A 24,156-nucleotide genomic window follows, 5' to 3' on the forward strand; every position below is an offset into this window, starting at 1 on the left:
ATCAAGTAACCAATGACTAAGCATAAAAATACCCTCATAATCAAAAGATGATAAGGGTATTGTGAAGCAACCAAAAGATCGGTCAACCGATCAAAAATACCTTAACTGATCGGTGTTAGCCATTTTGGCGGTTTTTTTTGTTTAAGCTGTAGGTTATTTAGCTACGCTTTTAATTGGTTACCAATCGGTAACTGCCTAATACGCTTTCCGCATGCTGCAAAAATAGCGTTACATAATGCTGGCGCATAAACTGGTGTAGACGGCTCTCCTACCCCTGCTGGTGGTGCATCGCTTTGTACAATTTCAACTTCAATTTCAAGAGGTGAGTCGCTCATACGCGGTACGCGATAATCATGAAAGTTACTTTGCTGCACGCGGCCTTTATCAAAGGTAATACCGTCACTAATTGCAGTGGTAATACCGTAAATAGAGCCACCTTGAGTTTGGTTTTTAACTGTGTCGGTGTTTACAACCGTACCCGCATCAATGGCAACCCATGATTTAATTACTTTTAAATCGCCAGCATCCGATACTTCCACTTCTACTACTGTCGCTACGTAAGTTAAAAAGCTTCTATGCGCTGCTATACCTAAACCTCGCCCTTTAGGAAGCTCTCGCCCCCACTTACTCATGTCAGCTACTTTTTCAATAACATGGCGCAGCCTGCCAATATCTAACGGATAAACCGCTTTATCGCCGCCATAATTATCGTATGTGGCATTTTGCTCAGTTACATCAACAATGCGACTCGGACCTATAGTGTCTAGTAAATAGTCTTTTTGGTCGCGACCGGCTTTGTGCGCTGCTTCGCCAATGAATGACTGAATAGCAAAAGCATGAAAAACATTTGATACGGAGCGCATCCAACCAATTCGTGCTTTGGCTTGCGCATCACCGTTTTCTAATTTCATGTTTGGTGTATTAATAGGATTATCGGTAAACCCTAAGCGCAGTTCAAAGCTCCCTGGCGTAGTTGCCCCTTCTGAAAAGGTAGAGGTAATTGGTGAAAACGCGGTGCGGTGTAAATACGATTCTATAGCGCCATTTTTATCTAGCGATGCTTCAATGTGCTGAGCCGAAACCGCATGATAAAAACCATGTTGTATGTCGTCTTCACGCGTCCATTGAACACGAATAGGTTTGCCTACTTTCATTGACAGGTAAGCTGCTTCTGCTGAAAAGTCAGGTTTTGACTTACGCCCAAAGCCGCCTCCTAACATGGTAACGTGAACGTTAATTTTGCTCTCATCCATGCCAAGCATTGCAGCCACTGTTTTCATATCGGCTTGTGGATTTTGCGTAGCAGCCCATATATCAACACTGTCTTTGTTGTACATAGCTGTCGCGCACGGTGGCTCCATGGGTGCTTGAGCAAGATGCGGCGCGTAGTAATCAGCTACGAGTTTATTGCTCGATTTAGCCAATACACCCATGGCATCGCCTTTGTCACGTATGTTTGTCTGTGGAGTTTGTACAGTTTGTAATAATGACTTTTTAAATTCTTCTGAATTGTAATCGCCATTTTTGCCATCATCCCACACTACTTTTAATGCTTTACGCCCTTGCCATGCAGCCCATGTGTTTTTAGCTATAATCGCAATACCGCCTTTTGGCTGAAACTGCGGCGCGCCTTTTGGTGCAGGTATTTCAATAACATCTATAACGCCGTTTATCGCTTTTGTAGCACTGGCATCAAACGACTTAACAACACCGCCTACTACCGGCGGGCGTTCAATTATAGCCACCAGCGCTTGTGGTTCGCGTACATCGGCTGCAAATATAGCTTTACCTGTTACTAAATCGGCTAAATCTATGTGCGCCATACCCGTATTAATATAACGCCATTCTTTACGTGTTTTGAGTGTTAATTTGTCAGCTTCTGGTGGCGTTATTGTAAGCGCTAAGTCGATTAAATCTTTATAAGTAAGCGATTTATCTGAGCTGTGTGTAACAACGTGTTGATTAGCAGTACAGGTTTGAGGATCAACTTTCCAATACTTAGCGGCAGCGTGCTGCATCATGTAACGCACACTTGCGCCCATTTCACGCAGGCGCTGCATGTTGTAGCGAATACTGCGCGAGCCATCGGTATTTTGATCGCCGTATTTAGGGTCGCCCTTACCCTGAATAACAATAACCTTATCCCATGCGGCTTCCATTTCATCGGCAACTATTTGTGCAATTGCAGTGCGAATTTGCTGACCCATTTCAGAGCGGTGACAGGTTATTTCAACCATGCCGTCTGGGCGCAGTGCAATAAATAAGTTTGCGCGTTTTGCCAGCTCAGATGGCTGCTCTAACACACCCGCAAATGCTCTTGGCGCACTGCCTACAAAATAAGTACCGAGTACCAACGCACCTATTGCGCTGGTTTTTAAAAACTTACGGCGGGTTAAATCAAAGTATGTATTATTTGCTTCGCTCATACTTCTTCCCCTTGCTCATTTGGGTCAAAATACTGCACGCCCGCAATAGTTTTAGCAGCCGATTTAATCGCTTTATGAATACGCGGATAAGTACCACAACGACAAATATTGCCCGACATATTGCTTACTATTTCATCATCAGTTGGGTTTGGATTGGCAGCTAATAAGCTCGCTGCTTGCATCATTTGGCCGCACTGGCAAAAACCACATTGCGGTACTTTATGCTCAACCCACGCTTGTTGTACCGGATGGTCGCCCTGCTCACTTAGCCCTTCAATTGTTGTAATTGAACGCCCTGCTGCTGCCGCTACCGGTAATACACACGAGCGTTGAGCTACCCCATCAATATGCACAGTACATGCACCGCACTGAGCCATACCGCAGCCAAACTTAGGCCCTGTTAAATTCAATTCGTCTCGGAGATACCATAATACTGGCGTTGACGGATCGCCAGAAAACTCATGTTTATTACCATTAATGGTAAGCGTGATCATACTAAACTCCTTGGCAAAGCGCTTTTAAAGGACGGTTCCTTGTTGCGCGAGAACTATTTTAATTACTTACTACTTTTTAGCCTACCACTTAGATCTATTTTATAAAAATACTAATTATTAGAACGCTTAATTGTTAAAAACAGATCCACATTGTTTAATACACTAAAAATATACATTAATTAGCACTTACCACAGGCTCGTTTAACAACCGCTCATCGTCTTTATAAACTTCAAGCCAACCCGGTGGTGATGTATCGCAGCCAATAATGGTTACTTGTAGCACATAACTGTAACGTCCATTTTTAAACGTATAGTGATGATTCCCGCCGCTACCCTCAAATGTAATATCGCCATTTAGTAAAACCATATCAGGCTTGTCGCTTGGTTTTTTATTAATACCCCACACTACATACCGATAATTATGATCGCCTAAATCATCAACACGAATATGGTAGTTAGCCGTTTTCCAATCAAGTACTGGTTTTTCAAAAGTGTTGATACTTGCGTGCAAAGATTGCTTACCTTGTTCGATTAAGCTTTTAGCAAGTGCCTGCTCTTTAGTATTTTGGGTATTTACAGCAATTATTTTACCGTCGGTATCAACCCACATCACGCCGTTATTTAGCATAATGCCGCGCCAACCTACTTTCTCCCAATCAGTATTAATGTTTGAACGGGCAATAACTGTCACTAACTCATCGTCAAACACCTCATCAAAGCGGTTAATAAACTCAGCTTCATTTTTAATGTCAGGTATGGGATATCGTCGTTTTAGCGGGTAGCTAATAAGTGCAGCAATTGTAGGTTTATCGTGATCTGCAAAGGCAGTAATAACAGGTAAAACGCTCTCCTGATACTTTTGATCAAGAGCGAATGTGTTTGATGTAAAAAGTAGGGATAAGCACAGTAGGATGTGGTTTAGACATTTCATTTATAATCCTTTATTTAAAGCTATTGGGAATGAATAAGTAGTCAGAATAGCTTGAGTTTTATATGGCTAAAACTATTCTTAAGCATATAAAACTTCTTGAAATTTTAATTGGTAATATTTTGAATCTGTCTCAGCTTTATATAACTTTATTTTTCCAGCAGAAATTTTTAGTAATTTCTCTGATATTCTTTCTTTTAATTTATCACTAGATCGTAAGCCTAAATACACTCCATCGATGGATCCTATTGGATACTCCATTAAATTAATACTCTCGCCAAAAATATCATTATTAATAATCATAGGTTCAAAATCTAAATCTGATGCAAAAATACGCTCTTCTTCCTCGTAGGCCCAATCAATAGGTTTTTGAAGTAGTGTTTTATCAAGATTAAACAGTTTTCCTTCCGACATATAACCGTTTAGAGTGCCTCTTTCCCTACGGTAAATAACTGGCTGTGCTTTTGAGAAAAAGTTGTTTTTTCTATTAAACTCAATACAAAACCCGGTATGTGAAGCTGCATAATGTGACCACATTAATAAATTCCCCTTGTTTCTCGATAGAGAGAGAAAAGTCATTTTTTTTCTACATTCATCATGCCTCTCATGTGGTTTTTTTAGATCTAGCTCATAGTCCCCTATCATCATAGATGACTCAAATGGATCATTTACACTTCTAGGGTAAGAAAACCTAATTTTTCCGTTAGTTAAAACATCTAATCTTTCTTCTGATAAGTACTTATAAAGTTTCATATGCTAATCCCCCCCGAAAAATAATATTAGATAAATCAACGGTCATTTATTACACACATTAGATTGTAACAATAAGTTACCCACTGTTTTACAATACTTTGAATAAAGTCTGAAAAAACAAAAAAACGAGCTTAATTAAGCTCGCTTTTGTTTTAACGGACAGCTGTTCTATTTACTCCGGATCATACCCCAAGTTAGGCGATAGCCATCTTTCTGCCTCTGCGAGCGTCATATTAGTTCGTTTAGCGTAGTCTTCTACTTGATCGCGTTGTACCGCTGCTACTGCGTAGTACTTAGCTTCTGGGTGTGAAAAGTACCAACCTGAAACAGCAGCACCTGGCCACATGGCGTATGAGCTGGTTAACTGCATGCCAATGCGTTTTTCGGTGTCGAGCAACTGCCAAATTTTCTTTTTCTCGGTGTGCTCTGGGCACGCAGGGTAACCTGGCGCTGGGCGAATACCTTGGTAGTTTTCGCGTATTAGCTCATCGTTTGCTAGGTTTTCGTCTGGTGCAAAACCCCAATACTCTTTACGTACTTTTTCGTGTAGGTATTCTGCAAACGCTTCTGCGAGTCTGTCGGCAACCGCTTTAATCATTATTTTGTTGTAGTCGTCTTGCTGTGCGTCAAACGCATTTGCTAAGTCGTCCTCTTCTAAACCGCCTGTTACTGCAAACGCGCCAAAATAGTCTGGTGTGCCTTTGGGTGCTATGTAGTCGGCTAGGCAGTAGTTAGCAAAGTCGGTTTTTTCGGTTTGCTGACGTAAATGGCATGAAGTAGTTAACAGCGTTTTGCGTGTTTCGTCGGTGTATATTTCTATGTCGTCCCCAACGCGGTTAGCAGGGAATAAACCTATTACGCCAAGTGGTTGCAAACTGCCGGCTTTTTCAAGGTCGTCTAACATGTCGTTAGCGTCTTTAAATAAGCTTTGCGCTTGCTCGCCTACGACTTCATCGGTCATTATGCGCGGGTATTTACCGGCGATTGACCACGTCATAAAGTATGGCGTCCAATCTATGTATTTACGCAAAGTAGCGATTGATACGTTTTTAAACTCGATCACGCCAAGCTTTTTAGGCACTGGTGGCGTGTAGTTATCCCAATCGAGTTGTGCTGCGTTATCGCGTGCGCGCTGGATTGTAACAGGCTTAGAACGTGGTTTTTTACGCGCTTGTTGCTCGCGTACTTTTACATACTCGGCTTTTGTTTTTTCTAAAAAGGCAGGTTTTAGCTCTTTAGATAACAAGCTTGATACCACACCTACTGCACGGCTGGCGTTACTTACGTACACTACGCCCTTGTCGTACTGTGGCTCAATTTTAACGGCAGTATGCGCTTTAGAAGTAGTAGCGCCACCAATCATTAATGGGAGCTCAAAGCCACGGCGTTTCATTTCTTTTGCTACGTGCACCATTTCGTCAAGCGATGGGGTAATTAAGCCCGACAACCCAATAATATCGGCTTTTTCATCGATGGCGGTTTGCAGTATTTTATCGGCAGGTACCATTACACCTAAATCGATTACTTCATAGTTATTACATTGCAGTACAACACCCACAATATTTTTACCTATGTCGTGTACGTCACCTTTTACGGTCGCCATCACTATTTTACCGTTAGTTGAGCCTTCTTCTTTTTCAAGCTCAATGTAGGGGTCTAGGTAGGCTACGGCTCGCTTCATTACGCGCGCCGATTTAACAACTTGTGGTAAAAACATTTTTCCTGCGCCAAATAAGTCGCCTACTACGTTCATGCCGTCCATTAACGGCCCTTCAATTACGTGAATAGGTTTAGCTGCTGCGGCGCGGCATTCTTCGGTATCTTCATCTATAAAGGTAGTAATACCTTTAACAAGCGCGTGCTCAAGGCGTTTTGCAACAGGCCATGTGCGCCACTCTAAATCTTCTACTCGCTCGGCTTGCGCCATACCCGAGTATTTTGGTGCAAGCTCTACTAAACGCTCGCCTGCGCCTGAGTCGGTGTTAAGTATTACGTCTGTAACGGCTTTGCGTAACTCTTCTGGTATGTCGTCGTAAACGGCTAGTTGCCCTGCATTTACAATACCCATATCCATACCAGCTTGAATAGCGTGATATAAAAACACCGAGTGAATAGCCTCACGTACTGGGTTATTACCCCTAAACGAAAACGATACATTTGACACCCCGCCCGACACTTTACAGTGCGGTAAATTTTGCTTAATACGGCGCGTGCCTTCAATAAATTCTACGGCGTAGTTGTCGTGCTCTTCTATACCGGTGGCTACGGCAAATATATTTGGGTCGAAAATAATATCTTCTGGCGCAAAGCCAATGTCTTCTACCAATATTTTATAACTGCGCGCACATATTGCGAACTTACGGTCTGCCGTGTCGGCTTGCCCGTCGGTATCAAACGCCATTACAACAGCGGCTGCACCAAAGCGTTTTATTATTTTAGCTTGGCGAATAAACGGCTCTTCACCTTCTTTTAGTGATATTGAGTTAACAATTGCCTTGCCTTGAATACACTTTAAACCTGCTTCTATTACTTCCCATTTTGAGGAGTCGACCATAATTGGTACGCGAGAAATATCAGGCTCTGAGGCTATTAAGTTTAAAAACTTAACCATAGCGGCTTTTGAGTCCAACATGGCTTCGTCCATGTTTATATCAATAACCTGTGCGCCATTTTCTACTTGTTCGCGGGCAACAGTTAGCGCGGCTTCAAAGTCTTCTTCCATGATTAGGCGTTTAAACATGGCCGAACCAGTTACGTTGGTACGTTCGCCGACATTAGTAAATACTGCTATTTGCTGTGTCATGTTGGCTCCTTAGTTTAAGTTACAGGCTTCAAGGCCTGATAAACGCATACGTACTTCAAGCTCAGGTAAAGGCCGAGGTTTAACGCCTTCAAGCCCTTTTGCAAACGCGCGAATATGCGCAGGCGTTGTACCGCAGCACCCGCCTACTATATTAATAAAGCCCGATTTACCCCAATCGATAATTTCGGCTGCCATTTCAGGCGCTTCTAAGTCGTATTCGCCAAACTCATTAGGCAAGCCCGCATTAGGATGTACTGAGGTAAATGTTTCGCATACACGCGATAGCTCTTGCACATATTGGCGCAATAAATCGGGGCCAAGCGCGCAATTTAGGCCGATTGATATAGGCTTAATGTGGCGAATAGAGTTATAAAATGCTTCGGTTGTTTGCCCCGAAAGCGTACGCCCAGAGGCATCGGTAATAGTGCCTGAAATCATAACGGGTAATGTACGCCCTGCTTGTTCAAAGGCTTCTTCTACTGCAAACGATGCGGCTTTTGCATTAAGGGTGTCGAATATAGTTTCGATTAGTATTAAATCGGCGCCGCCTTCCATTAATGCAAGGGTAGACTCAACATACGCAGTAACGAGTTTATCAAAAGTGACATTTCGGTAACCCGGATCGTTTACGTCTGGCGAAATTGAACACGTTTTAGATGTCGGCCCTAAAACACCGGCTACATAGCGTGGTTTTTCTGGCGTTTTAGCCGTAAATTCATCGCAAATTGCGCGTGCTAATTTAGCCGACTCTAGGTTTATTTCACGACTTAAGCTTGCCATGTCGTAATCTTCCATCGAAATAGTGGTCGAGTTAAACGTGTTGGTTTCGATAATATCGGCGCCCGCTGATAAAAAACCACGATGAATATCAGTGATTAAATCGGGCTTGGTTAGGCTTAATAAATCGTTATTGCCTTTAATTAATACATGCCAGTCTTTAAAACGCTCTCCGCGATAGTCTTCTTCTTCTAGCTTATGATCTTGGATCATGGTGCCCATAGCGCCATCTAAAATTAAAATGCGTTCTTTTAATGCGGCGCTTATTTCGGCTTGCTTATTATTTGTAGGAGCGTTATTCGGCATAGTTGTTAGTCCTCACGTCTTGGCTAACTAAATTAATATCATACGGTGTGGTTTGGTACACGTAGTAATTTAACCAGTTCGAAAAAAGTAAAAAAGCATGGCTTTGCCACGTTTTTGAAGGTTGTTTGGTTGCATCGTCATCCGGAAAGTAATTTTCGGGTTTTGGTGCATTAGGGCTTTTTTTACAATCGCGCTCGTATTCTGCTTTTAGCGAGTCGGCGTCGTACTCAGGATGGCCGGTTATAAACACTTGGCTACCTGATTTATTTTTAAGTAAGTAAGCCCCTACTCGCTCAGAACCAGCTAGTACAACTAGCTCATCACAAGCATTTATTTTATTTATATCAATGTGGCCGTAGCGTGAGTGCGGTACTAAAAAGGTGTCGTCGAATCCGCGAGTCAGTGCGCCGTGATCAAAGTAACATTGGTGAGTAAATACGCCACACAGTTTGTCGTCTTTTAAATCGCGCTTTAAATTGTAACGATGGTATAGCGCTGCATGTGCTGCCCAGCACGAAAATAACGTAGAGGTAACGTGTTGCTCAGCCCAATCAATAATGACCTTTAGCTCATCCCAATACGCTACATCGTCGTATTCTAAATGCGCAAGTGGCGCGCCAGTTACTATTAATGCGTCGTAATTGTTGTCTTTAACCTCAGAAAAATAACGATAAAAGGTATCAAGGTGCTCTTCTGAGTTGCTACTACTGCGGTGAGTGTCGAGGCGCAGCAGCTCTACGTTTACTTGCAAAGGCGAGTTGGCAAGCAAGCGGATAAACTGAACTTCGGTTTCTACTTTATTAGGCATTAAGTTTAAAATAGCCAAACGCATTGGGCGTATTTCTTGCGTTTTTGCACGTGTTTTAGGCATTACAAATACGTTTTCTTGACGTAAACGTGCAATTGCCGGCAACTCGTCTTTTACTGTAATTGGCATACTTTACTCCTGCTCATAAAAACCGAAGCTTAATTATGAACTGAAAGTAAAAAATATCAACCTCTAGATGTATAGATGTCTAAATGAAATTTATTCATGATTTTATACTTTACTTACAAGCATGCTTTAGTGCTTTAAAACCCGCCATTCGTTGACTGTTTCACCTGTCAGCCACTACAATACAACATTGAAATTTTTATTATTATTTGAAGGCTTTCCTCCATGGTTTTACCTGATAAATTTATATTCTCGATGAGTCGAGTATCTAAGGTTGTGCCACCTAAGCGCACTATCTTAAAAGATATTTCGTTACATTTTTTTCCTGGCGCTAAAATTGGTGTGCTTGGTTTAAACGGTTCTGGTAAATCTACGTTACTACGTATTATGGCCGGTGTTGACCAAGATTTTGAAGGTGATGCACATCCTCAGCCTGGTACAAAAATTGGTTATTTACCGCAAGAGCCTGTTTTAGACGAAAGCAAAACAGTTCGTGAAATTGTTGAAGAAGCTGTTGGCGAAGTTAAACACGCACTTAAACGTCTTGACGAAGTGTATAACGAATACGCCATGGAAGACGCTGACTTTGACGCACTTGCAAAAGAGCAAGGCGAGCTTGAAGCTGTTATTCAGGCGCACGATGGTCACAACATTGATAACGTTTTAGAGCGTGCTGCTGATGCACTTCGCCTGCCAGAATGGGATGCTAAAATTGAGCACCTTTCAGGTGGTGAGCGTCGTCGTGTTGCTATATGTCGATTACTGCTTGAAAAACCAGACATGCTTATTCTCGATGAACCTACTAACCACTTGGATGCTGAGTCGGTTGCATGGTTAGAGCGCTTTTTACACGATTACGAAGGCACTGTTGTGGCGGTTACGCATGACCGTTACTTCCTTGATAATGTAGCTGGTTGGATATTAGAGCTTGACCGTGGTGAAGGTATTCCATGGGAAGGTAACTACTCTTCTTGGCTTGAACAAAAAGATGCGCGCTTACAGCAAGAACAAAAATCTGAAAAAGCACGTCAAAAATCAATTGCGCAAGAACTTGAATGGGTTCGTTCAAACCCTAAAGGTCGCCAAGCTAAGTCAAAAGCACGTATGGCTCAGTTTACTGAAATGCAGCAGTCTGATTACCAAAAACGTAACGAAACTAACGAGATGTTTATTCCACCTGGCCCGCGCTTAGGCGATCAAGTGCTTGAAGTAACGAATCTTCGTAAGAGTTTTGGCGATCGCGTTTTAATTGACGATTTAAGCTTTAGCATGCCAAAAGGTGCCATTGTGGGCATTATTGGTGCCAATGGCGCGGGTAAATCAACGCTGTTTAAAATGATCAGTGGTGAGCAAAAGCAAGACAGCGGTAGCATTACCGTTGGCGAAAGCGTACACCTTGCTACTGTTGATCAGTTCCGCGACGGTATGGACGAAAGCAAAACTGTTTTCCAAGAAATATCAGACGGCCAAGACGTACTAAAAATTGGTAACTTTGAGTTCCAAAGTCGTGCGTATGTAAGTCGCTTTAACTTTAAAGGTAACGATCAGCAAAAGTTTGTTAAAGACCTATCAGGTGGTGAGCGTAACCGTTTACACCTTGCTAAGTTATTAAAAGCTGGCGGCAATGTGTTACTACTCGATGAGCCAACCAATGACTTGGACGTTGAAACATTACGTGCGCTAGAGAACGCTATTTTAGAGTTCCCTGGTTGCGTAATGTGTATCTCGCATGACCGTTGGTTCCTTGACCGTATTGCTACGCACATTTTAGATTACCGCGACGAAGGTCAAATTAACTTCTTTGATGGTAACTATACTGAATACGAAGAGTGGCTTAAAAAGACACTAGGTGCAGCAGCAACTGAACCTAAACGTATTAAGTACAAAAAAATTGGTTAATATTTACTGTAGCTAATTTATTACAGTAAAACTAAGCCCTGCATTTATGCGGGGCTTTTTTATGCCACCAGCATTACAGGAGCATATCCTGCTAGCATGTAGAGAATTACCCGCTATGCTTAATTTATTATAAAAATAGTAAGGCTAAATTAGGTTATGCAAAATCGTCGTCAGTTTTCTCGTGTTTTATTTTCAACCGATGCACAAGTGATTTTTAATGATCACCAATACCCATGTAAATTACTTGATGTATCTTTGCATGGCGCATTAATCACTAAATGTGATGCTTTTATTGGCAACCAAAATAGCCAAGCTGTTCTGCGTTTTTCGCTGCCTCAAAGCGAAATAGAAATAAAAATGGAGGTTGTGGTGTGCCATATAGAAGCGGATCATATTGGTTTAAAGTGCCACCATATTGATATAGACAGCATTACTTATTTAAAGCGTTTAATAGAGCTAAACTTAGCTGATGACGAACTATTACATCGCGAACTCGCTATGTTGATTCACGACACACAAGAATAGACTCATTTGGATTAGTTGATTACCATAGTGCAAACTTTTTAACTTGTGCAAACATGACTTTAAATCCACATTTACCTTTGGTGTATCACCCTAACTACTCGTTTAATTTCGATCCAAAGCATCGTTTTGCAATGAGTAAGTTTGCACATTTATATCAGCATGTAGCAAAGCTTGGTTTGATTGGCGATAACCTGGTTGAGCCAATATTAGGCACGCCAGAGCCACTGGAGCTAATACACTGCGAAAATTACATACATGATTTGTGGAATAACCGCTTAGATGAAAAAGCAATGCGTCGCATTGGCCTACCTTGGTCAAAAGAGCTTATGGCACGTACCTTTACAGCACCTCAAGGTACTTTGCAAACAGCTCGTTTAGCACTTAAACATGGTATAGCCTGCCACTTAGCCGGTGGTACACACCATGCGCATACCGATTTTGGCTCAGGCTACTGCATGGTTAACGATTTAGCCTTTACCACGCAAACTTTAATTGAATCGGGTGAAGTAACTAACGTACTTATTTTTGATTTAGACGTGCACCAAGGTGATGGCACAGCCGCAATGTTACAGCATCAAGCATACGCTTATACTTGCTCTATCCATTGTGAAAAAAACTTCCCTTTCAGAAAATCCGCTAGCGATTTAGATATTGGCTTAGCCGATAATATGAAAGACGACGAATACCTTGCCGTAGTTGACGACACCTTGAGTTATTTACTTAAAGAGCTAAACCCAAGCTTGGTACTTTACGATGCTGGCGTTGATATTTGGCAAGGCGATGGCTTGGGTAAATTAGATATAAGCTGGGATGGCATAGTTAAGCGCGACCATTTAGTGCTAAAACGCTGCCTTGAACACAATACACCCGTTGCTACAGTAATAGGTGGTGGCTACGATAAAGACCATCTTCGCCTCGCTAAACGCCATGCTATTGTTGTTGAGCAAGCCGCTCGCTTTTAGTTTGAAATAAAATTGTTAAATTCTCGTTCTTATTTAATATGTAAAATAAGAACGAACATATTATGAAACAATTCTTTATTGCCATTACACTCATTTTATTAAGTTTTACAGCTTACGCACAAGATAAAAATTCAGAAGCAACATACCCTAAATTACCTACATTAAATTTACAAATGGCCGATGGATCTGCACTCAATACTCAAGATTTATTAGGTCAACCTTACGTTTTACACTTTTGGGCAACGTGGTGTCCGTACTGTAAAAAGCTTCAGCCAGCACTTCAAAAAATTGATGATATGGGCTTAAAAGTTATTGCCGTGAGCTTTAAAGAGGATGACGATGCTACTCCCGCTAAAGCGCTTAGCGATAGAGGTTATACTTTTAAAACAGCCGTAAAAGCCGATGCAACAGCACAGCAATTAGGTATACGAGGCACACCTACTACATTGTTTGTAAATAAAGAAGGTAATGTAATTTGGCTGACTAATACGTCAAACCCAGAGGACGCAAACCTACATTTAAAGGCACGAACATTGTTGCACTCCATATCTGAACAATAATATAGGTCTAAATTTAGTTTAAAAATATAAGTAATATAAACTTTATACTACAATTTAAGCTCATAAATTAATTGAGATTATAATGCGCTTACTACTTACTTTATTACTAATTACTTTAAGTGGCTTTGCCGCAGCTGAAGAAGAAAAAGCAGAACTTCCACCGGTAGACCCCGCTTACAATGCTGAGCACCCTATGGCTTTGGTTAATCAAGGCTCGTCTATTATTGCAATGAATTTACCCACCTATAATTTACCCAATGATGTGCAAGTTGTTTATAAAATAGGAAACCCCGATGTTCCATTTTTAGGCTTTGTTAGAAATGCCGAGTTAATCACCGTAAAGCCACAAGCGTTTAATATTCAGCATTTAATGCGTGGTGAAGAAATTACAATTATTGCCGATATTTACGAGGGTGATTATCAACAAGGTGGCAGTTTAATTTATTCAAAAAAAGAGTTGGTCTTGAGTAAGCAGCTGTATGCCAGAGAACTAAAAAAATTAAGTGAATCATCGCAATGGCAAGACTACGACATGATTACACTAAGCGGTACTGAGCGTATTTATATTCATAAAATTCAAAAAGCGCCGAGCTATAACCATCTTATTTTTGTCGATTTAGTTAATGCATGTATGCAAAAGCTTCGTACCTCAAAACGTGTCCCAGCTGAAAATGAGCTTACTTATAAATTTATTAATTGCGGCACCCTTAAACCACTTTATTACAATGCTGATGATTTTAAAAAGTAAAATAGCGAGTATACGAATGCTAAATAATTTCAATATTCAGGCATAAAAAAAGGCTCTTTCGAGCCTTTGGATTAACTTTGGAATGTTAAAGTTTTTAAATTAGGTAAGTGTTAATAGCTGTGGAGCAACGCTATGATAGTCAACAGCCATAGCAATACTTAACGCTGTAATATTAATGATAGAAAACGCGAACACTTTACGTGCCCAACTGGTTACATCAATATTTCGACGATACCCTCTTAGTGCCATTAGCAACCACCAAAAGCTGGTAATACAAGCAACAGCCATAAAAGCAGCACCTGTGTAGCCAGTAATTGGCAGTAACATCACAACTAACGCGTATACAGCAATATAAAGCACAATGTGGCGTTTTGCTTTGTCGATACCTTGCGCTACAGGTAATACTGGAATACCTGCAGCTTGGTAATCTTTAAAGCGAAAAATAGCGATGGCATAAGAGTGCGGCATTTGCCACAAGCTAAACATAACCAGCAGTATTAACGCGCCCATATCGAACTGGCCTGTTACGGCGCAATAACCGACTACTGGTGGTACTGCGCCCGAAAGGCTACCTACAAAAGTGCCATATACTGAGTTACGCTTCATGTAGAGGCTATAAACCCCTACATAAATTACGTAGCCAAAGGCTGCAAAAAATACCGCGGCTTGAGTGGTATAGGCGATAAGTAAACCAAAGCCCACAACACCCAATAAAATACCGTGACTAAGTGCAGCAAAGGCCGACATTTCGCCTGTTACTGTTACTCGCGTACGAGTACGCGCCATGGCTACATCTATGTCTCTATCTATAACATTATTGATAGCACAACCTGATGCAACCACTAGCGACAAACCAATTAATGTAGCAATCATTAACCATGGGTTTATATCACCGCGCGAGGCAAGTAAAAACCCGCCCGCTACGCTGATCAAATTGCCCATAATAATACCCGGCTTTGTCACTGATAAATAACGACGAAACATCTTCAACTCCTAGTACATCATCATTGCGTTAGATTCATAAATGATCCAAACAGATAACCCAACCACCATTACGATGATCAGAGCACTGAATAGGAATGAGAAAGTACTTGCACGGCCATCTTCGGTCGTAAAATTAAGGTGTAAAAAGTACTTTAAATGCACCCAAATTTGTACGATTGCTAAAGTAACAATGCTCCAAAGCGTTGTTGCCTTTGTGAAGTCGCCTTCCATTACCATCCAAAATGGAATGGCTGTCAAAATTACTGATAACACAAAGCCAATTAAGTAAGTTTTAACACTGCCATGAGATTCATCATGATGATCACTGTGCGTTTGCTTTAACGCATGCGTTTCGCTGTGGCTCATTACATTGCTCCCATTAAATAAACAACGGTAAATACACAAATCCAAACAATGTCTAAGAAGTGCCAAAATAGGCTTAAGCAACTTAAACGCGTTACGGTTGCTTTACCTAGACCGCGTTTAGCAACTTCTATCATCATTATGGTCATCCAAATTAAACCGGCTGTTACATGTAAACCATGTAAGCCAACTAATGAGAAAAACGATGTTAAAAAAGCACTATGTTGCGGACCATGCCCGTTCACTATTAGGTGATGAAATTCGTATATTTCCATACCAATAAACACAGCACCTAAACAAAACGTAATAAATAACCAAGTAAGTGTGAGCGCCTTTTTTTGCCCTTGAGCGGCAATCATGGCAAAACCAAAGGTAATACTACTAATAAGTAGTGCAGCTGTTTCTACTGCTACAAAGTCGAGTTCAAAAATATCTTTACCCGATACACCACCGGCTGTGTTCATAAATAACACGGCGTAGGTTGCAAAAAATGAGGCAAATAATAAGCAATCGGTCATTAGGTATAACCAAAAACCGAATACGGTATCGCCCGATGTATCGTGATGATCATGCTCGTGCGCATGATCATCGTGAGATACAGACTCTAAATTTGCAGATTCTAAATTTGCAGAAAGTGTACTCACGCTTTTAGCTCCTTATTCCCACTTGAATTGTATGCTGCTTCAATTCGTGCAATTTCATCAGGTTGTATATAGTAATCAACATCGCTGGCGTAACAACGTTTGATAAATAAAGCAATTGCGCCAATAAAACCAACAGCTGCTAACCACCAAATATGCCAGATCATCGCAAAACAAAATGCGGTTAAACTTGCTGCCATTAGCACGCCTGCTGATGTATTTTTAGGCATATGAATAGGGCTGTAGCTTGCCTTATCTTGGTAAGCTTGACCTTTTTCTTTCATGTCGGTCCATGCATCAATATCATCAATGTGCGGAATGGTAGCAAAGTTATACACTTGTGGAGGTGAGCTTGTTGCCCACTCAAGTGTGTGTCCGTTCCACGGATCGCCTGTTGTATCGTCAAGCGCTTCACGGTCTCTAAAGCTCACATATAATTGAACTGCTTGGCTAATAATACCAAACATAATAATGACAGCACCGCCTGCAGCAATGTATAGCCAAATGTTCCAATCAGGATTATTAGTGTGGTTTAAACGACGTGTCATACCTAAGAAACCAAGTACATACAACGGCATAAATGCAACGAAGAAACCGATAATCCAACACCAAAATGATGCCTTGCCCCATTTTTCGTTAAGCTTGAAGCCCATCGCTTTAGGGAACCAAAATACAAAACCTGCTAGGTAGCCAAATACAGCACCACCGATAATTGTATTATGAAAATGTGCAATTAAGAATAAGCTATTATGCAGTACGTAATCGGCACCAGGAATAGCAAGTAATACGCCAGTCATGCCGCCTACGGTAAAGGTAACCATAAAACCAAGTGTCCAAAGTACCGGAACGGTTATACGTAAACGACCTCGGTAAATAGTAAATAGCCAGTTAAACAACTTAACGCCTGTTGGTACGGCAATAACCATGGTCATTACCCCAAAGAACGCGTTAACGTTAGCACTTGAGCCCATTGTAAAGAAGTGATGTAACCAAACAATAAACCCTAAAATAGAGATTGCACCGCTGGCGTAAACCATCGATTTATAACCAAATAAACGCTTACCTGCAAATGTCGAAATAATCTCAGAAAAAACACCAAACGCCGGTAATACTAAAATATATACCTCAGGATGACCCCATGCCCAAAACAGGTTGATGTACATCATGGCGTTACCGCCCAATTCATTGGTAAAGAAATGGAAATCGAGATAACGGTCAAGCGTTAACATAGTAAGCATTGCGGTTAAAATTGGGAATGATGCTGCAATTAAGATGTTTGCCCACGTACATGTCCATGTGAAAATTGGCATTTTCATTAAGGTCATGCCTGGTGCACGCATTTTGATAACGGTCGCTAAAAAGTTTACTGCAGTTAAGAGTGTTCCAAGACCGGATATTTGCAAAGCCCAAATATAATAGTCGACCCCCACCCCAGGGCTAAAGGTCAGCTCCGAAAGTGGCGGATACGCCACCCAACCTGTTTTAGCAAACTCACCAAAAACCAGCGACATATTAATTAAAATAGCACCACCGGTAGTTAACCAAAAACTTAAATTGTTTAAAAATGGAAAGGCAACATCGCGAGCACCAATTTGCAGTGGTAGTACAATGTTCATTAAACCAATCATAAATGGCATCGCCATAAATATGATCATAATTACGCCGTGAGCTGTAAATATTTGGTCGTAGTGCTCTGGTGGTAAATAACCGGGCGCGCCACTAGTAGCAAGTGCTAACTGAGTACGCATCATTATTGCATCAGAAAACCCACGAAACAGCATTACTAAAGCTAAAATAATATACATTACGCCTAAGCGCTTATGATCCACAGATGTGATCCAGTCGCGCCAAAGCACGCCCCATTTTTTATGCTTTGTAATTAGCGCAGTAATAACAATTGCAGCTATTAAAATAGCTGCCATCGTAAACACAAGAATCGGCTCGTGAAACGGTATTGCATCGAGTGAAAGTTTACCTAAAAACGACATTATTATTCCTCGTCCTGGCTGTGTGATGGTTTCGCTGAATGTTTGTCCATTGCGTGATGTTGCATACCCATCTCGCCATGTTCGCTCATCGCATTGTGCTTTTTATTCATATCGCCATGCGCCTGCATATATTTCATGATAATGGTATGAAATAAGCTGTCTTCAACTTTACCGTAATAAGCAACAGGATTATTTTCGCTCGCTTTTGCAAGCTCAACATAATTTGCATGAGTCAGATTATTAGCGCTTGAATTCGCTTTTACATCACTCACCCACTTATCAAAACCAGCTTGAGTAGGGGTAGCAATGGCATTAAACTTCATACCAGTAAAACCTGCACCACTGTAATTTGCTGAGAAACCTTTAAACGTACCTGGCTCATTTGCAATTAAGTGAAGCTTGGTTTCCATCCCAGCCATTGAGTATATTTGACTACCTAATTGCGGAATAAAAAATGAATTCATTGTGCTCTCTGACGTGATTTTATATTCAACAGGTACATTTGCCGGAAACACTAATTCATTAACCGTAGCAATACCTTGCTCAGGATAAATAAATAGCCACTTCCAATTTAATGACACCACTTCAACAGTAAGATGCTTACCTTTACCTTCAATGGGTTTGTAAGGGTCTAGCTCTTGGGTAGACACCCAGGTAATAACACCTAAAATAATCACAATAACAATAGGAACAGCCCAAACTGCGGCTTCAATTTTATTTGAATGAGCCCATTTTGGAGCGTAAATTTCATGAGTTTGCGTGTCTCTATATTTCCATGCGAAATACAAAGTCATCACAATAACGGGAACGACTACAAGCAACATAAGCACGGTTGCGATGATAATTAAATTTTTCTCATCTATGCCTATCTGCCCTTTTGGATCGAGTATCCCGCCTTTACAGCCTGACAACGCCAGCACGGTACTAGCTAAAGCAATATTACAAAGGTTACGAATTAACAAGGGAGTATCCTACAAACCTAGAGTTTCAGTTTGCTGCTTTGCATAAAAACCAAAGCAACGATTTTTCAATAAAAACCCAAGTTAACTAGAATTAAATTATAAAAATAAGGGGGCTATTCAAAACCTAAAGCTCATGCCATTAATGACCTAGCAACAAACCCAGCTTTCTAAACGCATTTATATAACGTAATAAAAGTTAACTTGGGTGAGTGGTGGTTGGCTGAAGTGTGCTTAAAAAACACAGAGCTACTTTGTTTTAGCTAACCTTAATTATTTACAGCAAGAACAAATAATTAAAACCAGCAACAAGATGCAGCCTTACAGACAACCTGTAAAGCTAGGTGGAGCACGACAACCATGTGCAACATGCACTGGCTGAAGAACTTTAGCCTCGCTAAAAGCAAAGGCTGCTTTACGGAGGATAATTCCAGCACGACGCGCTGGAAAAATATGGAACAATAACCAACAAAGGCCAATAAGTAACTGACTTGAAATGATTGGATGAGCTAAAAATCCGGCAATAGTAAGTAACAGTGGCTCTACAATAAACCCATCACTTAATAGCGCCTCAAGCTTGAAGGCATCCTCTAGTGCACCACTTAACAACATGACCGTATTAAACACTAATAAAGTTATAGCTACACACACGCCCTTACCTGCTTTATTCAAGCGTTCACACGTAACTGGCTCGCTTGGGGCGAGATCAGTATTGGTATGATGTAAAGAAAGTGTGTTCAAAGACATTAACCTACTTAAATGACTATAACAAAATTAGAGTAATACAGTTTGCAATGGAAAAACTTAAAAAACATTGCTGCTGAAAGCCCTAAAACCAGGTGCTAAATACAATCAAATCCGGCTAGCACATATTTGCCTAGTGAAAATTGATCCGTATCAATCAAACTTTCAAAACTTACTGAAAGTTCGAACGTGAGTATAACAAAGAGAATTTTCTGTTCAACTAAAAATCAATTAATTTGAGTTAAGCTTTCGAAGCTATTTTGTTAATAAAAAATAACACGATAAAAAACATAGGGTTGTTTAAAATAAAAAACAATTTAAAGAGGTATATTTAATAGAATTGTAGGCTTTTAGGAGGGAGTAATAATTGTGCCGCACAAATAAAAACAGCTCAAATTCAGTCACCACCGAAATTGAGCCGCTTTTCACACTGACAACATCTTCACACACAATATAAAGATTCTTGGTTTACACTGCGTGGCATTGTAGGGAAATAAAAACAACTCAAATGCAGTCACCACCGAACTTGAGTTGCCTTTCACACTGACAACATCTTCACACACAATATAAAGATTTTTGGTTTACATTACGTGGCATTGTAGGGAAATAAAAACAACTCAAATACAGTCACCACCGAATTTGAGTTGCCTTTCACACTGACAACATCTTCACACACAATATAAAGATTTTTTGTTTACACTGCGTGGCATTGTAAGGAAATAAAAACAACTCAAATACAGTCACCACCGAATTTGAGTTGCCTTTCACACTGACAACATCTTCACACACAATATAAAGATTCTTTTAAGCGAGGCCAACTTTGCCTCAAGCTTATGACTAGAGCCTTGCTCTGTGTCTATGGTTAAACTTTAGAGTGTTAGCTCCAATTTGACAAACGAGAAAAATAAACCTAATAGGTGAAAAAAACTAAACTATAGACGTTTGTCTAATACATTAAGATTGGGTTGGTTTGAGAACAAAGGATTTAAAGAGTTTTACAGACACAAAAAAAGCGCTGTAAAGCGCTTTTTAATATTTAAGAGAACTTAAATAATTTGATTTTCTTTCCAGGCTTGCTCTTTAGCTAAACGGTTTTTGCGCTTATCACATGGATCATCGCAATCACAGGCTTTATCAATACCAACCGAACCTAAACCACCACAGCTACTTGCCATAGATTTTTTTTGCACGATCATACCAACGGCCATAGCCGACACTATCAAAATTAGTAAGCCAAAAGTAAGAAGAAAAAGTGACATTGCTTAGCCCCTATTGATCAGCAATTAATTAAACTCAAACATTTTTGAGCAACTGCTATTATATACCCAAATAACGTGGAAATAAACAAGCCAGCACCATACTATAAATAAGGTTTAAATGCAGGGCTTGAATAAGTAACTAAACCCTCTTCTGATTTACCTATTAAATACACCGGTAAATCATGCTGCTGTGCATATGCCTGCGCTTTCTCCATACCCATCACAGTAAGAGCAGTCGCTAAACCATCTGCCGTCATAGCGCTTGGATTAAGCACCGTTACCGACACTAAGTCGTGCTTAATAGGCATACCTGTTGCTGGATCAATTAGATGCGTATAGATCTCCCCATCCATTTTATAAAAAATACGGTAATCACCTGATGTCGCTATCCCGTTTGTACCTGGCGATAAAACACGGTGTACCTTACGCTCTCCAGGTTGTGCATCTGGTTGTTCTATCGCAATTTTCCAATCCTGGTTATTTGGCTTTTCACCCGCTATACGTAGCTCACCACCAATCTCAACCATATAATTAGTAATACTGTGGCTTTCTAATAGCTGCGCTACTTTGTCGATACCGTAGCCTTTAGCCGTTGCTGAAAACGAAAGCTCTAGCCCATTAACTGTTTTAGCTAAACCCTGTTCATTTAAAATAAGCTTATCAATACCTATTTTTTCAACCATTTTAGTAAGCTCTTCATCGCTTGGGCGATTGGTTGGCTTTTTATCAGGACCAAAGCCCCATAAGTCAATTAAAGGTCCCATAGTTACATCAAGTGTTTTAGTTGATTCACCTAAGCGGATTGATTCGCTTATAACAGCCCTAAAATCGTCGCTAATTGGCATCACTTGATTTGCAGGTAATCTGTTAAATGTATTTATTTCAGAGCCTTCTATGTAAGTAGACATAGATTGATTTACATCTTTTAAAACAGCGTCTATTTGCAGCTGTAATTGTGAGGCCGATAACAGGGCTTGCTCATCATAATATTTAATATGATAAGTGGTTCCCATAGTCTTACCTTCTAAAAAGGTCTCTTTTGACTCTGGCTTTTCACCACACCCAGACAATAATAAAGTCAGCGCAATTAGTAAAAAGGCCATTATGCCTTGTGAAGTACTTACTCGATTCATAACAGCTCTACTTAATAGATTGAAAAATTAAAGAATAAAAAAAGCCTCGTAACACAAGTGCTACGAGGCTGGTATTTTAACCAAAACTAAACTGTTTTGGTATTAGTGTTAGCCACCGAAATCATCTAATAAGATATTTTCGTCTTCAACACCTAAATCTTTAAGCATAGTGATAACTGCCGCGTTCATCATTGGAGGACCACACATGTAGTACTCACAATCTTCTGGCGCTTCGTGATCTTTAAGATAGTTCTCAAATAACACGTTATGGATAAAGCCAGTGTAGCCTTCCCAGTTATCTTCAGGTTGTGGATCTGAAAGCGCTGTATGCCATACGAAGTTAGGATTTTCAGCCGCTAGGCCGTCAAAATCTTCTACGTAGAACATTTCACGTTCAGAACGTGCACCATACCAAAAGCTCATCTTACGTTTAGAGTGCAAACGTTTAAGTTGGTCAAAGATATGTGAACGCATTGGCGCCATACCAGCACCACCACCAACAAAGATCATTTCTGCATCTGTATCTTTAGCAAAGAACTCACCAAATGGACCTGAAATAGTTACCTTGTCGCCTTTTTTAAGTGACCAAATGTACGAAGACATTTTACCACATGGCAAGCTTAGGTTTCTCGGAGGCGGAGCAGCAATACGCACGTTAAGCATAATGATGCCTTCTTCTTCTGGGTAGTTAGCCATTGAGTATGCACGAATAGTTTCTTCGTCTACCTTTGACTCCAGATCGAAGAAACCAAAATGGTTCCAGTCGCCACGATATTCTTCAGGAACATCAAAATCTGCATATTTAACATGATGAGGTGGCGCTTCGATTTGGATGTAACCACCCGCACGGAAAGGCACTGACTCATCACCAGGGATTTGCAGTTTAAGTTCTTTAATGAACGTTGCTTTGTTATCGTTAGAGATAACTTCACAATCCCATTTTTTAACACCGAAAATTGACTCTTCAAGTTCAATTTCCATGTCGTTTTTAACATTTACCTGACACGCTAAACGACAGCCTTCACGGGCTTCACCTTTAGATATGTGATCAAGTTCAGTTGGCAGGATATCGCCGCCACCTTCTTTAATGTGAACACGACACTGACCACAAGAGCCACCGCCACCACAAGCAGATGATACAAAAATACCTGACTCAGATAATGCACTTAAAAGCTTATTACCTGCTGATGTAGTAATGGCTTTGTCTTTATCGCCATTAATACCGATGATGATGTCACCGCTTGCAACTAACTGAGATTTAGCACCAATGATCACTAAAACTAGTAGTACAACGATAGCGATGAAAACACCAACGCCTAAGAAAATCTGATAATCCATGATTTATCCTCGCTACCCTTTACAGTGAAATACCAGAGAATGACATAAAGCCAAGTCCCATTAAACCAACAGTGATGAAGGTAATACCTAAACCACGTAAGCCGTCTGGCACGTCTGAATATTTCAGTTTCTCACGGATACCTGCAAGTAATGTAATTGCAAGCGCCCAACCAACACCAGCGCCAACACCATAAACAACAGACTCGCCGAAGTTATAGTTACGCTCAACCATGAATGATACCGCACCAAATATTGCACAGTTAACTGTGATAAGTGGTAAGAAGATACCTAATGCGTTGTATAGTGCAGGGAAAAACTTATCTAATGCCATTTCAAGAATTTGCACAAGTGCTGCAATAACACCAATGAAAGTTAAGAAACGTAAAAAGCTAAGATCTGCATCTGGGTAACCTAACCAAGTAAGTGAACCGGGTGCAAGTACCGCATGATAAACCAAGTTGTTAACAGGCACAGAAATACCCAATACAACTATAACCGCTATACCTAGGCCAATTGATGTAGTTACTTTTTTAGATACTGCTAAAAAAGTACACATGCCTAAGAAGAATGACAACGCTAAGTTCTCAATAAAAACGGCTTTTACAAATAAACTAATATAATGTTCCACTATT

Annotated in this window: 22 protein-coding genes; 5 read left to right on the plus strand and 17 right to left on the minus strand. The window is 40.6% G+C overall.

What is annotated here, in order from left to right:
* Positions 1-161: 161 nt before the first annotated feature.
* From I6F49_RS15995 to I6F49_RS16025, 7 genes are all read right to left on the minus strand, one after another.
* Positions 162-2,426 carry a xanthine dehydrogenase family protein molybdopterin-binding subunit gene (locus tag I6F49_RS15995; RefSeq protein WP_197181304.1) on the minus strand — a complete coding sequence of 755 codons (2,265 nt, stop codon included), beginning with the start codon at positions 2,424-2,426 and terminating at the stop codon, positions 162-164.
* Complete coding sequence (locus tag I6F49_RS16000) at positions 2,423-2,920, minus strand: (2Fe-2S)-binding protein (RefSeq protein WP_165740542.1); 498 nt, start codon at positions 2,918-2,920, stop codon at positions 2,423-2,425. Before I6F49_RS16000 ends, I6F49_RS15995 begins: the two co-directional genes overlap by 4 nt.
* A gap of 175 nt (positions 2,921-3,095) precedes the next feature.
* The gene (locus I6F49_RS16005) at positions 3,096-3,851 is read right to left on the minus strand and encodes a hypothetical protein (RefSeq protein WP_197181305.1); all 756 of its coding nucleotides are present in this window, start codon (positions 3,849-3,851) and stop codon (positions 3,096-3,098) included.
* Between the two features lie 78 nt (positions 3,852-3,929).
* Entirely contained in the window at positions 3,930-4,601 is a 672-nt protein-coding gene (locus I6F49_RS16010; RefSeq protein ID WP_197181306.1) for a DUF2971 domain-containing protein, read from the minus strand.
* A 172-nt stretch (positions 4,602-4,773) separates the two neighbouring features.
* Positions 4,774-7,404 (minus strand): methionine synthase, encoded by a 2,631-nt coding sequence (gene metH, locus I6F49_RS16015; protein WP_197141195.1) that lies wholly within the window; start codon positions 7,402-7,404, stop codon positions 4,774-4,776.
* A gap of 9 nt (positions 7,405-7,413) precedes the next feature.
* Positions 7,414-8,487 carry a homocysteine S-methyltransferase family protein gene (locus tag I6F49_RS16020; RefSeq protein WP_197181307.1) on the minus strand — a complete coding sequence of 358 codons (1,074 nt, stop codon included), beginning with the start codon at positions 8,485-8,487 and terminating at the stop codon, positions 7,414-7,416.
* Positions 8,477-9,424, minus strand: coding sequence for a homoserine O-succinyltransferase (locus I6F49_RS16025; RefSeq protein ID WP_007376156.1), 948 nt, complete (start codon positions 9,422-9,424; stop codon positions 8,477-8,479). Before I6F49_RS16025 ends, I6F49_RS16020 begins: the two co-directional genes overlap by 11 nt.
* Positions 9,425-9,646: 222 nt before the next feature.
* Here I6F49_RS16025 and ettA point away from each other — a divergent pair, with 222 nt between their 5' ends.
* From ettA to I6F49_RS16050, 5 genes are all read left to right on the plus strand, one after another.
* Complete coding sequence (gene ettA, locus I6F49_RS16030; protein ID WP_007581203.1) at positions 9,647-11,320, plus strand: energy-dependent translational throttle protein EttA; 1,674 nt, start codon at positions 9,647-9,649, stop codon at positions 11,318-11,320.
* A 156-nt stretch (positions 11,321-11,476) separates the two neighbouring features.
* Positions 11,477-11,845, plus strand: coding sequence for a PilZ domain-containing protein (locus tag I6F49_RS16035; RefSeq protein ID WP_007581201.1), 369 nt, complete (start codon positions 11,477-11,479; stop codon positions 11,843-11,845).
* 53 nt (positions 11,846-11,898) lie between these two features.
* Positions 11,899-12,807, plus strand: a complete 909-nt coding sequence (locus I6F49_RS16040) for a histone deacetylase family protein (protein ID WP_021032146.1) — start codon at positions 11,899-11,901, stop codon at positions 12,805-12,807.
* A gap of 62 nt (positions 12,808-12,869) precedes the next feature.
* A complete protein-coding gene (locus I6F49_RS16045) occupies positions 12,870-13,367 on the plus strand; it encodes a TlpA family protein disulfide reductase (protein ID WP_197141199.1) in 498 nt (165 codons plus the stop codon).
* A gap of 82 nt (positions 13,368-13,449) precedes the next feature.
* Positions 13,450-14,115 carry a hypothetical protein gene (locus tag I6F49_RS16050; protein WP_165740402.1) on the plus strand — a complete coding sequence of 222 codons (666 nt, stop codon included), beginning with the start codon at positions 13,450-13,452 and terminating at the stop codon, positions 14,113-14,115.
* Positions 14,116-14,214: 99 nt separating this feature from the next.
* On the opposite strand, the gene cyoE is transcribed toward I6F49_RS16050, so the two are convergent.
* The 10 genes from cyoE to nqrE all read right to left on the minus strand — a co-directional run bounded on the left by cyoE (position 14,215) and on the right by nqrE (position 24,152).
* Positions 14,215-15,099 (minus strand): heme o synthase, encoded by an 885-nt coding sequence (gene cyoE, locus I6F49_RS16055; RefSeq protein WP_197119093.1) that lies wholly within the window; start codon positions 15,097-15,099, stop codon positions 14,215-14,217.
* 9 nt (positions 15,100-15,108) lie between these two features.
* The gene (gene cyoD / locus I6F49_RS16060) at positions 15,109-15,465 is read right to left on the minus strand and encodes a cytochrome o ubiquinol oxidase subunit IV (RefSeq protein WP_197141201.1); all 357 of its coding nucleotides are present in this window, start codon (positions 15,463-15,465) and stop codon (positions 15,109-15,111) included.
* Positions 15,465-16,106 carry a cytochrome o ubiquinol oxidase subunit III gene (cyoC, locus tag I6F49_RS16065; RefSeq protein ID WP_165728488.1) on the minus strand — a complete coding sequence of 214 codons (642 nt, stop codon included), beginning with the start codon at positions 16,104-16,106 and terminating at the stop codon, positions 15,465-15,467. Before cyoC ends, cyoD begins: the two co-directional genes overlap by 1 nt.
* Entirely contained in the window at positions 16,103-18,091 is a 1,989-nt protein-coding gene (gene cyoB / locus I6F49_RS16070; RefSeq protein WP_165728487.1) for a cytochrome o ubiquinol oxidase subunit I, read from the minus strand. The genes cyoC and cyoB overlap by 4 nt, the downstream gene beginning before the upstream one ends.
* A gap of 2 nt (positions 18,092-18,093) precedes the next feature.
* Positions 18,094-19,053 (minus strand): ubiquinol oxidase subunit II, encoded by a 960-nt coding sequence (gene cyoA / locus I6F49_RS16075; RefSeq protein ID WP_165728486.1) that lies wholly within the window; start codon positions 19,051-19,053, stop codon positions 18,094-18,096.
* 318 nt (positions 19,054-19,371) lie between these two features.
* A complete protein-coding gene (locus I6F49_RS16080) occupies positions 19,372-19,791 on the minus strand; it encodes a hypothetical protein (protein ID WP_165728513.1) in 420 nt (139 codons plus the stop codon).
* A 1,049-nt stretch (positions 19,792-20,840) separates the two neighbouring features.
* Positions 20,841-21,053: a (Na+)-NQR maturation NqrM gene (gene nqrM / locus I6F49_RS16085; protein WP_007376137.1), complete on the minus strand. Its 213-nt coding sequence runs from the start codon at positions 21,051-21,053 to the stop codon at positions 20,841-20,843.
* A 101-nt stretch (positions 21,054-21,154) separates the two neighbouring features.
* Positions 21,155-22,186, minus strand: a complete 1,032-nt coding sequence (locus I6F49_RS16090; protein ID WP_197181308.1) for an FAD:protein FMN transferase — start codon at positions 22,184-22,186, stop codon at positions 21,155-21,157.
* Positions 22,187-22,294: 108 nt separating this feature from the next.
* On the minus strand, positions 22,295-23,524 hold the full coding sequence (gene nqrF / locus I6F49_RS16095) for an NADH:ubiquinone reductase (Na(+)-transporting) subunit F (protein WP_197181309.1): 1,230 nt from the start codon (positions 23,522-23,524) through the stop codon (positions 22,295-22,297).
* Positions 23,525-23,543: 19 nt separating this feature from the next.
* Positions 23,544-24,152: an NADH:ubiquinone reductase (Na(+)-transporting) subunit E gene (gene nqrE / locus I6F49_RS16100; protein WP_166420125.1), complete on the minus strand. Its 609-nt coding sequence runs from the start codon at positions 24,150-24,152 to the stop codon at positions 23,544-23,546.
* Positions 24,153-24,156: the final 4 nt, after the last annotated feature.

Origin of the sequence: Pseudoalteromonas sp. SWN166 (genome assembly GCF_015864485.1) — a bacterium.
GTDB lineage: Bacteria > Pseudomonadota > Gammaproteobacteria > Enterobacterales > Alteromonadaceae > Pseudoalteromonas.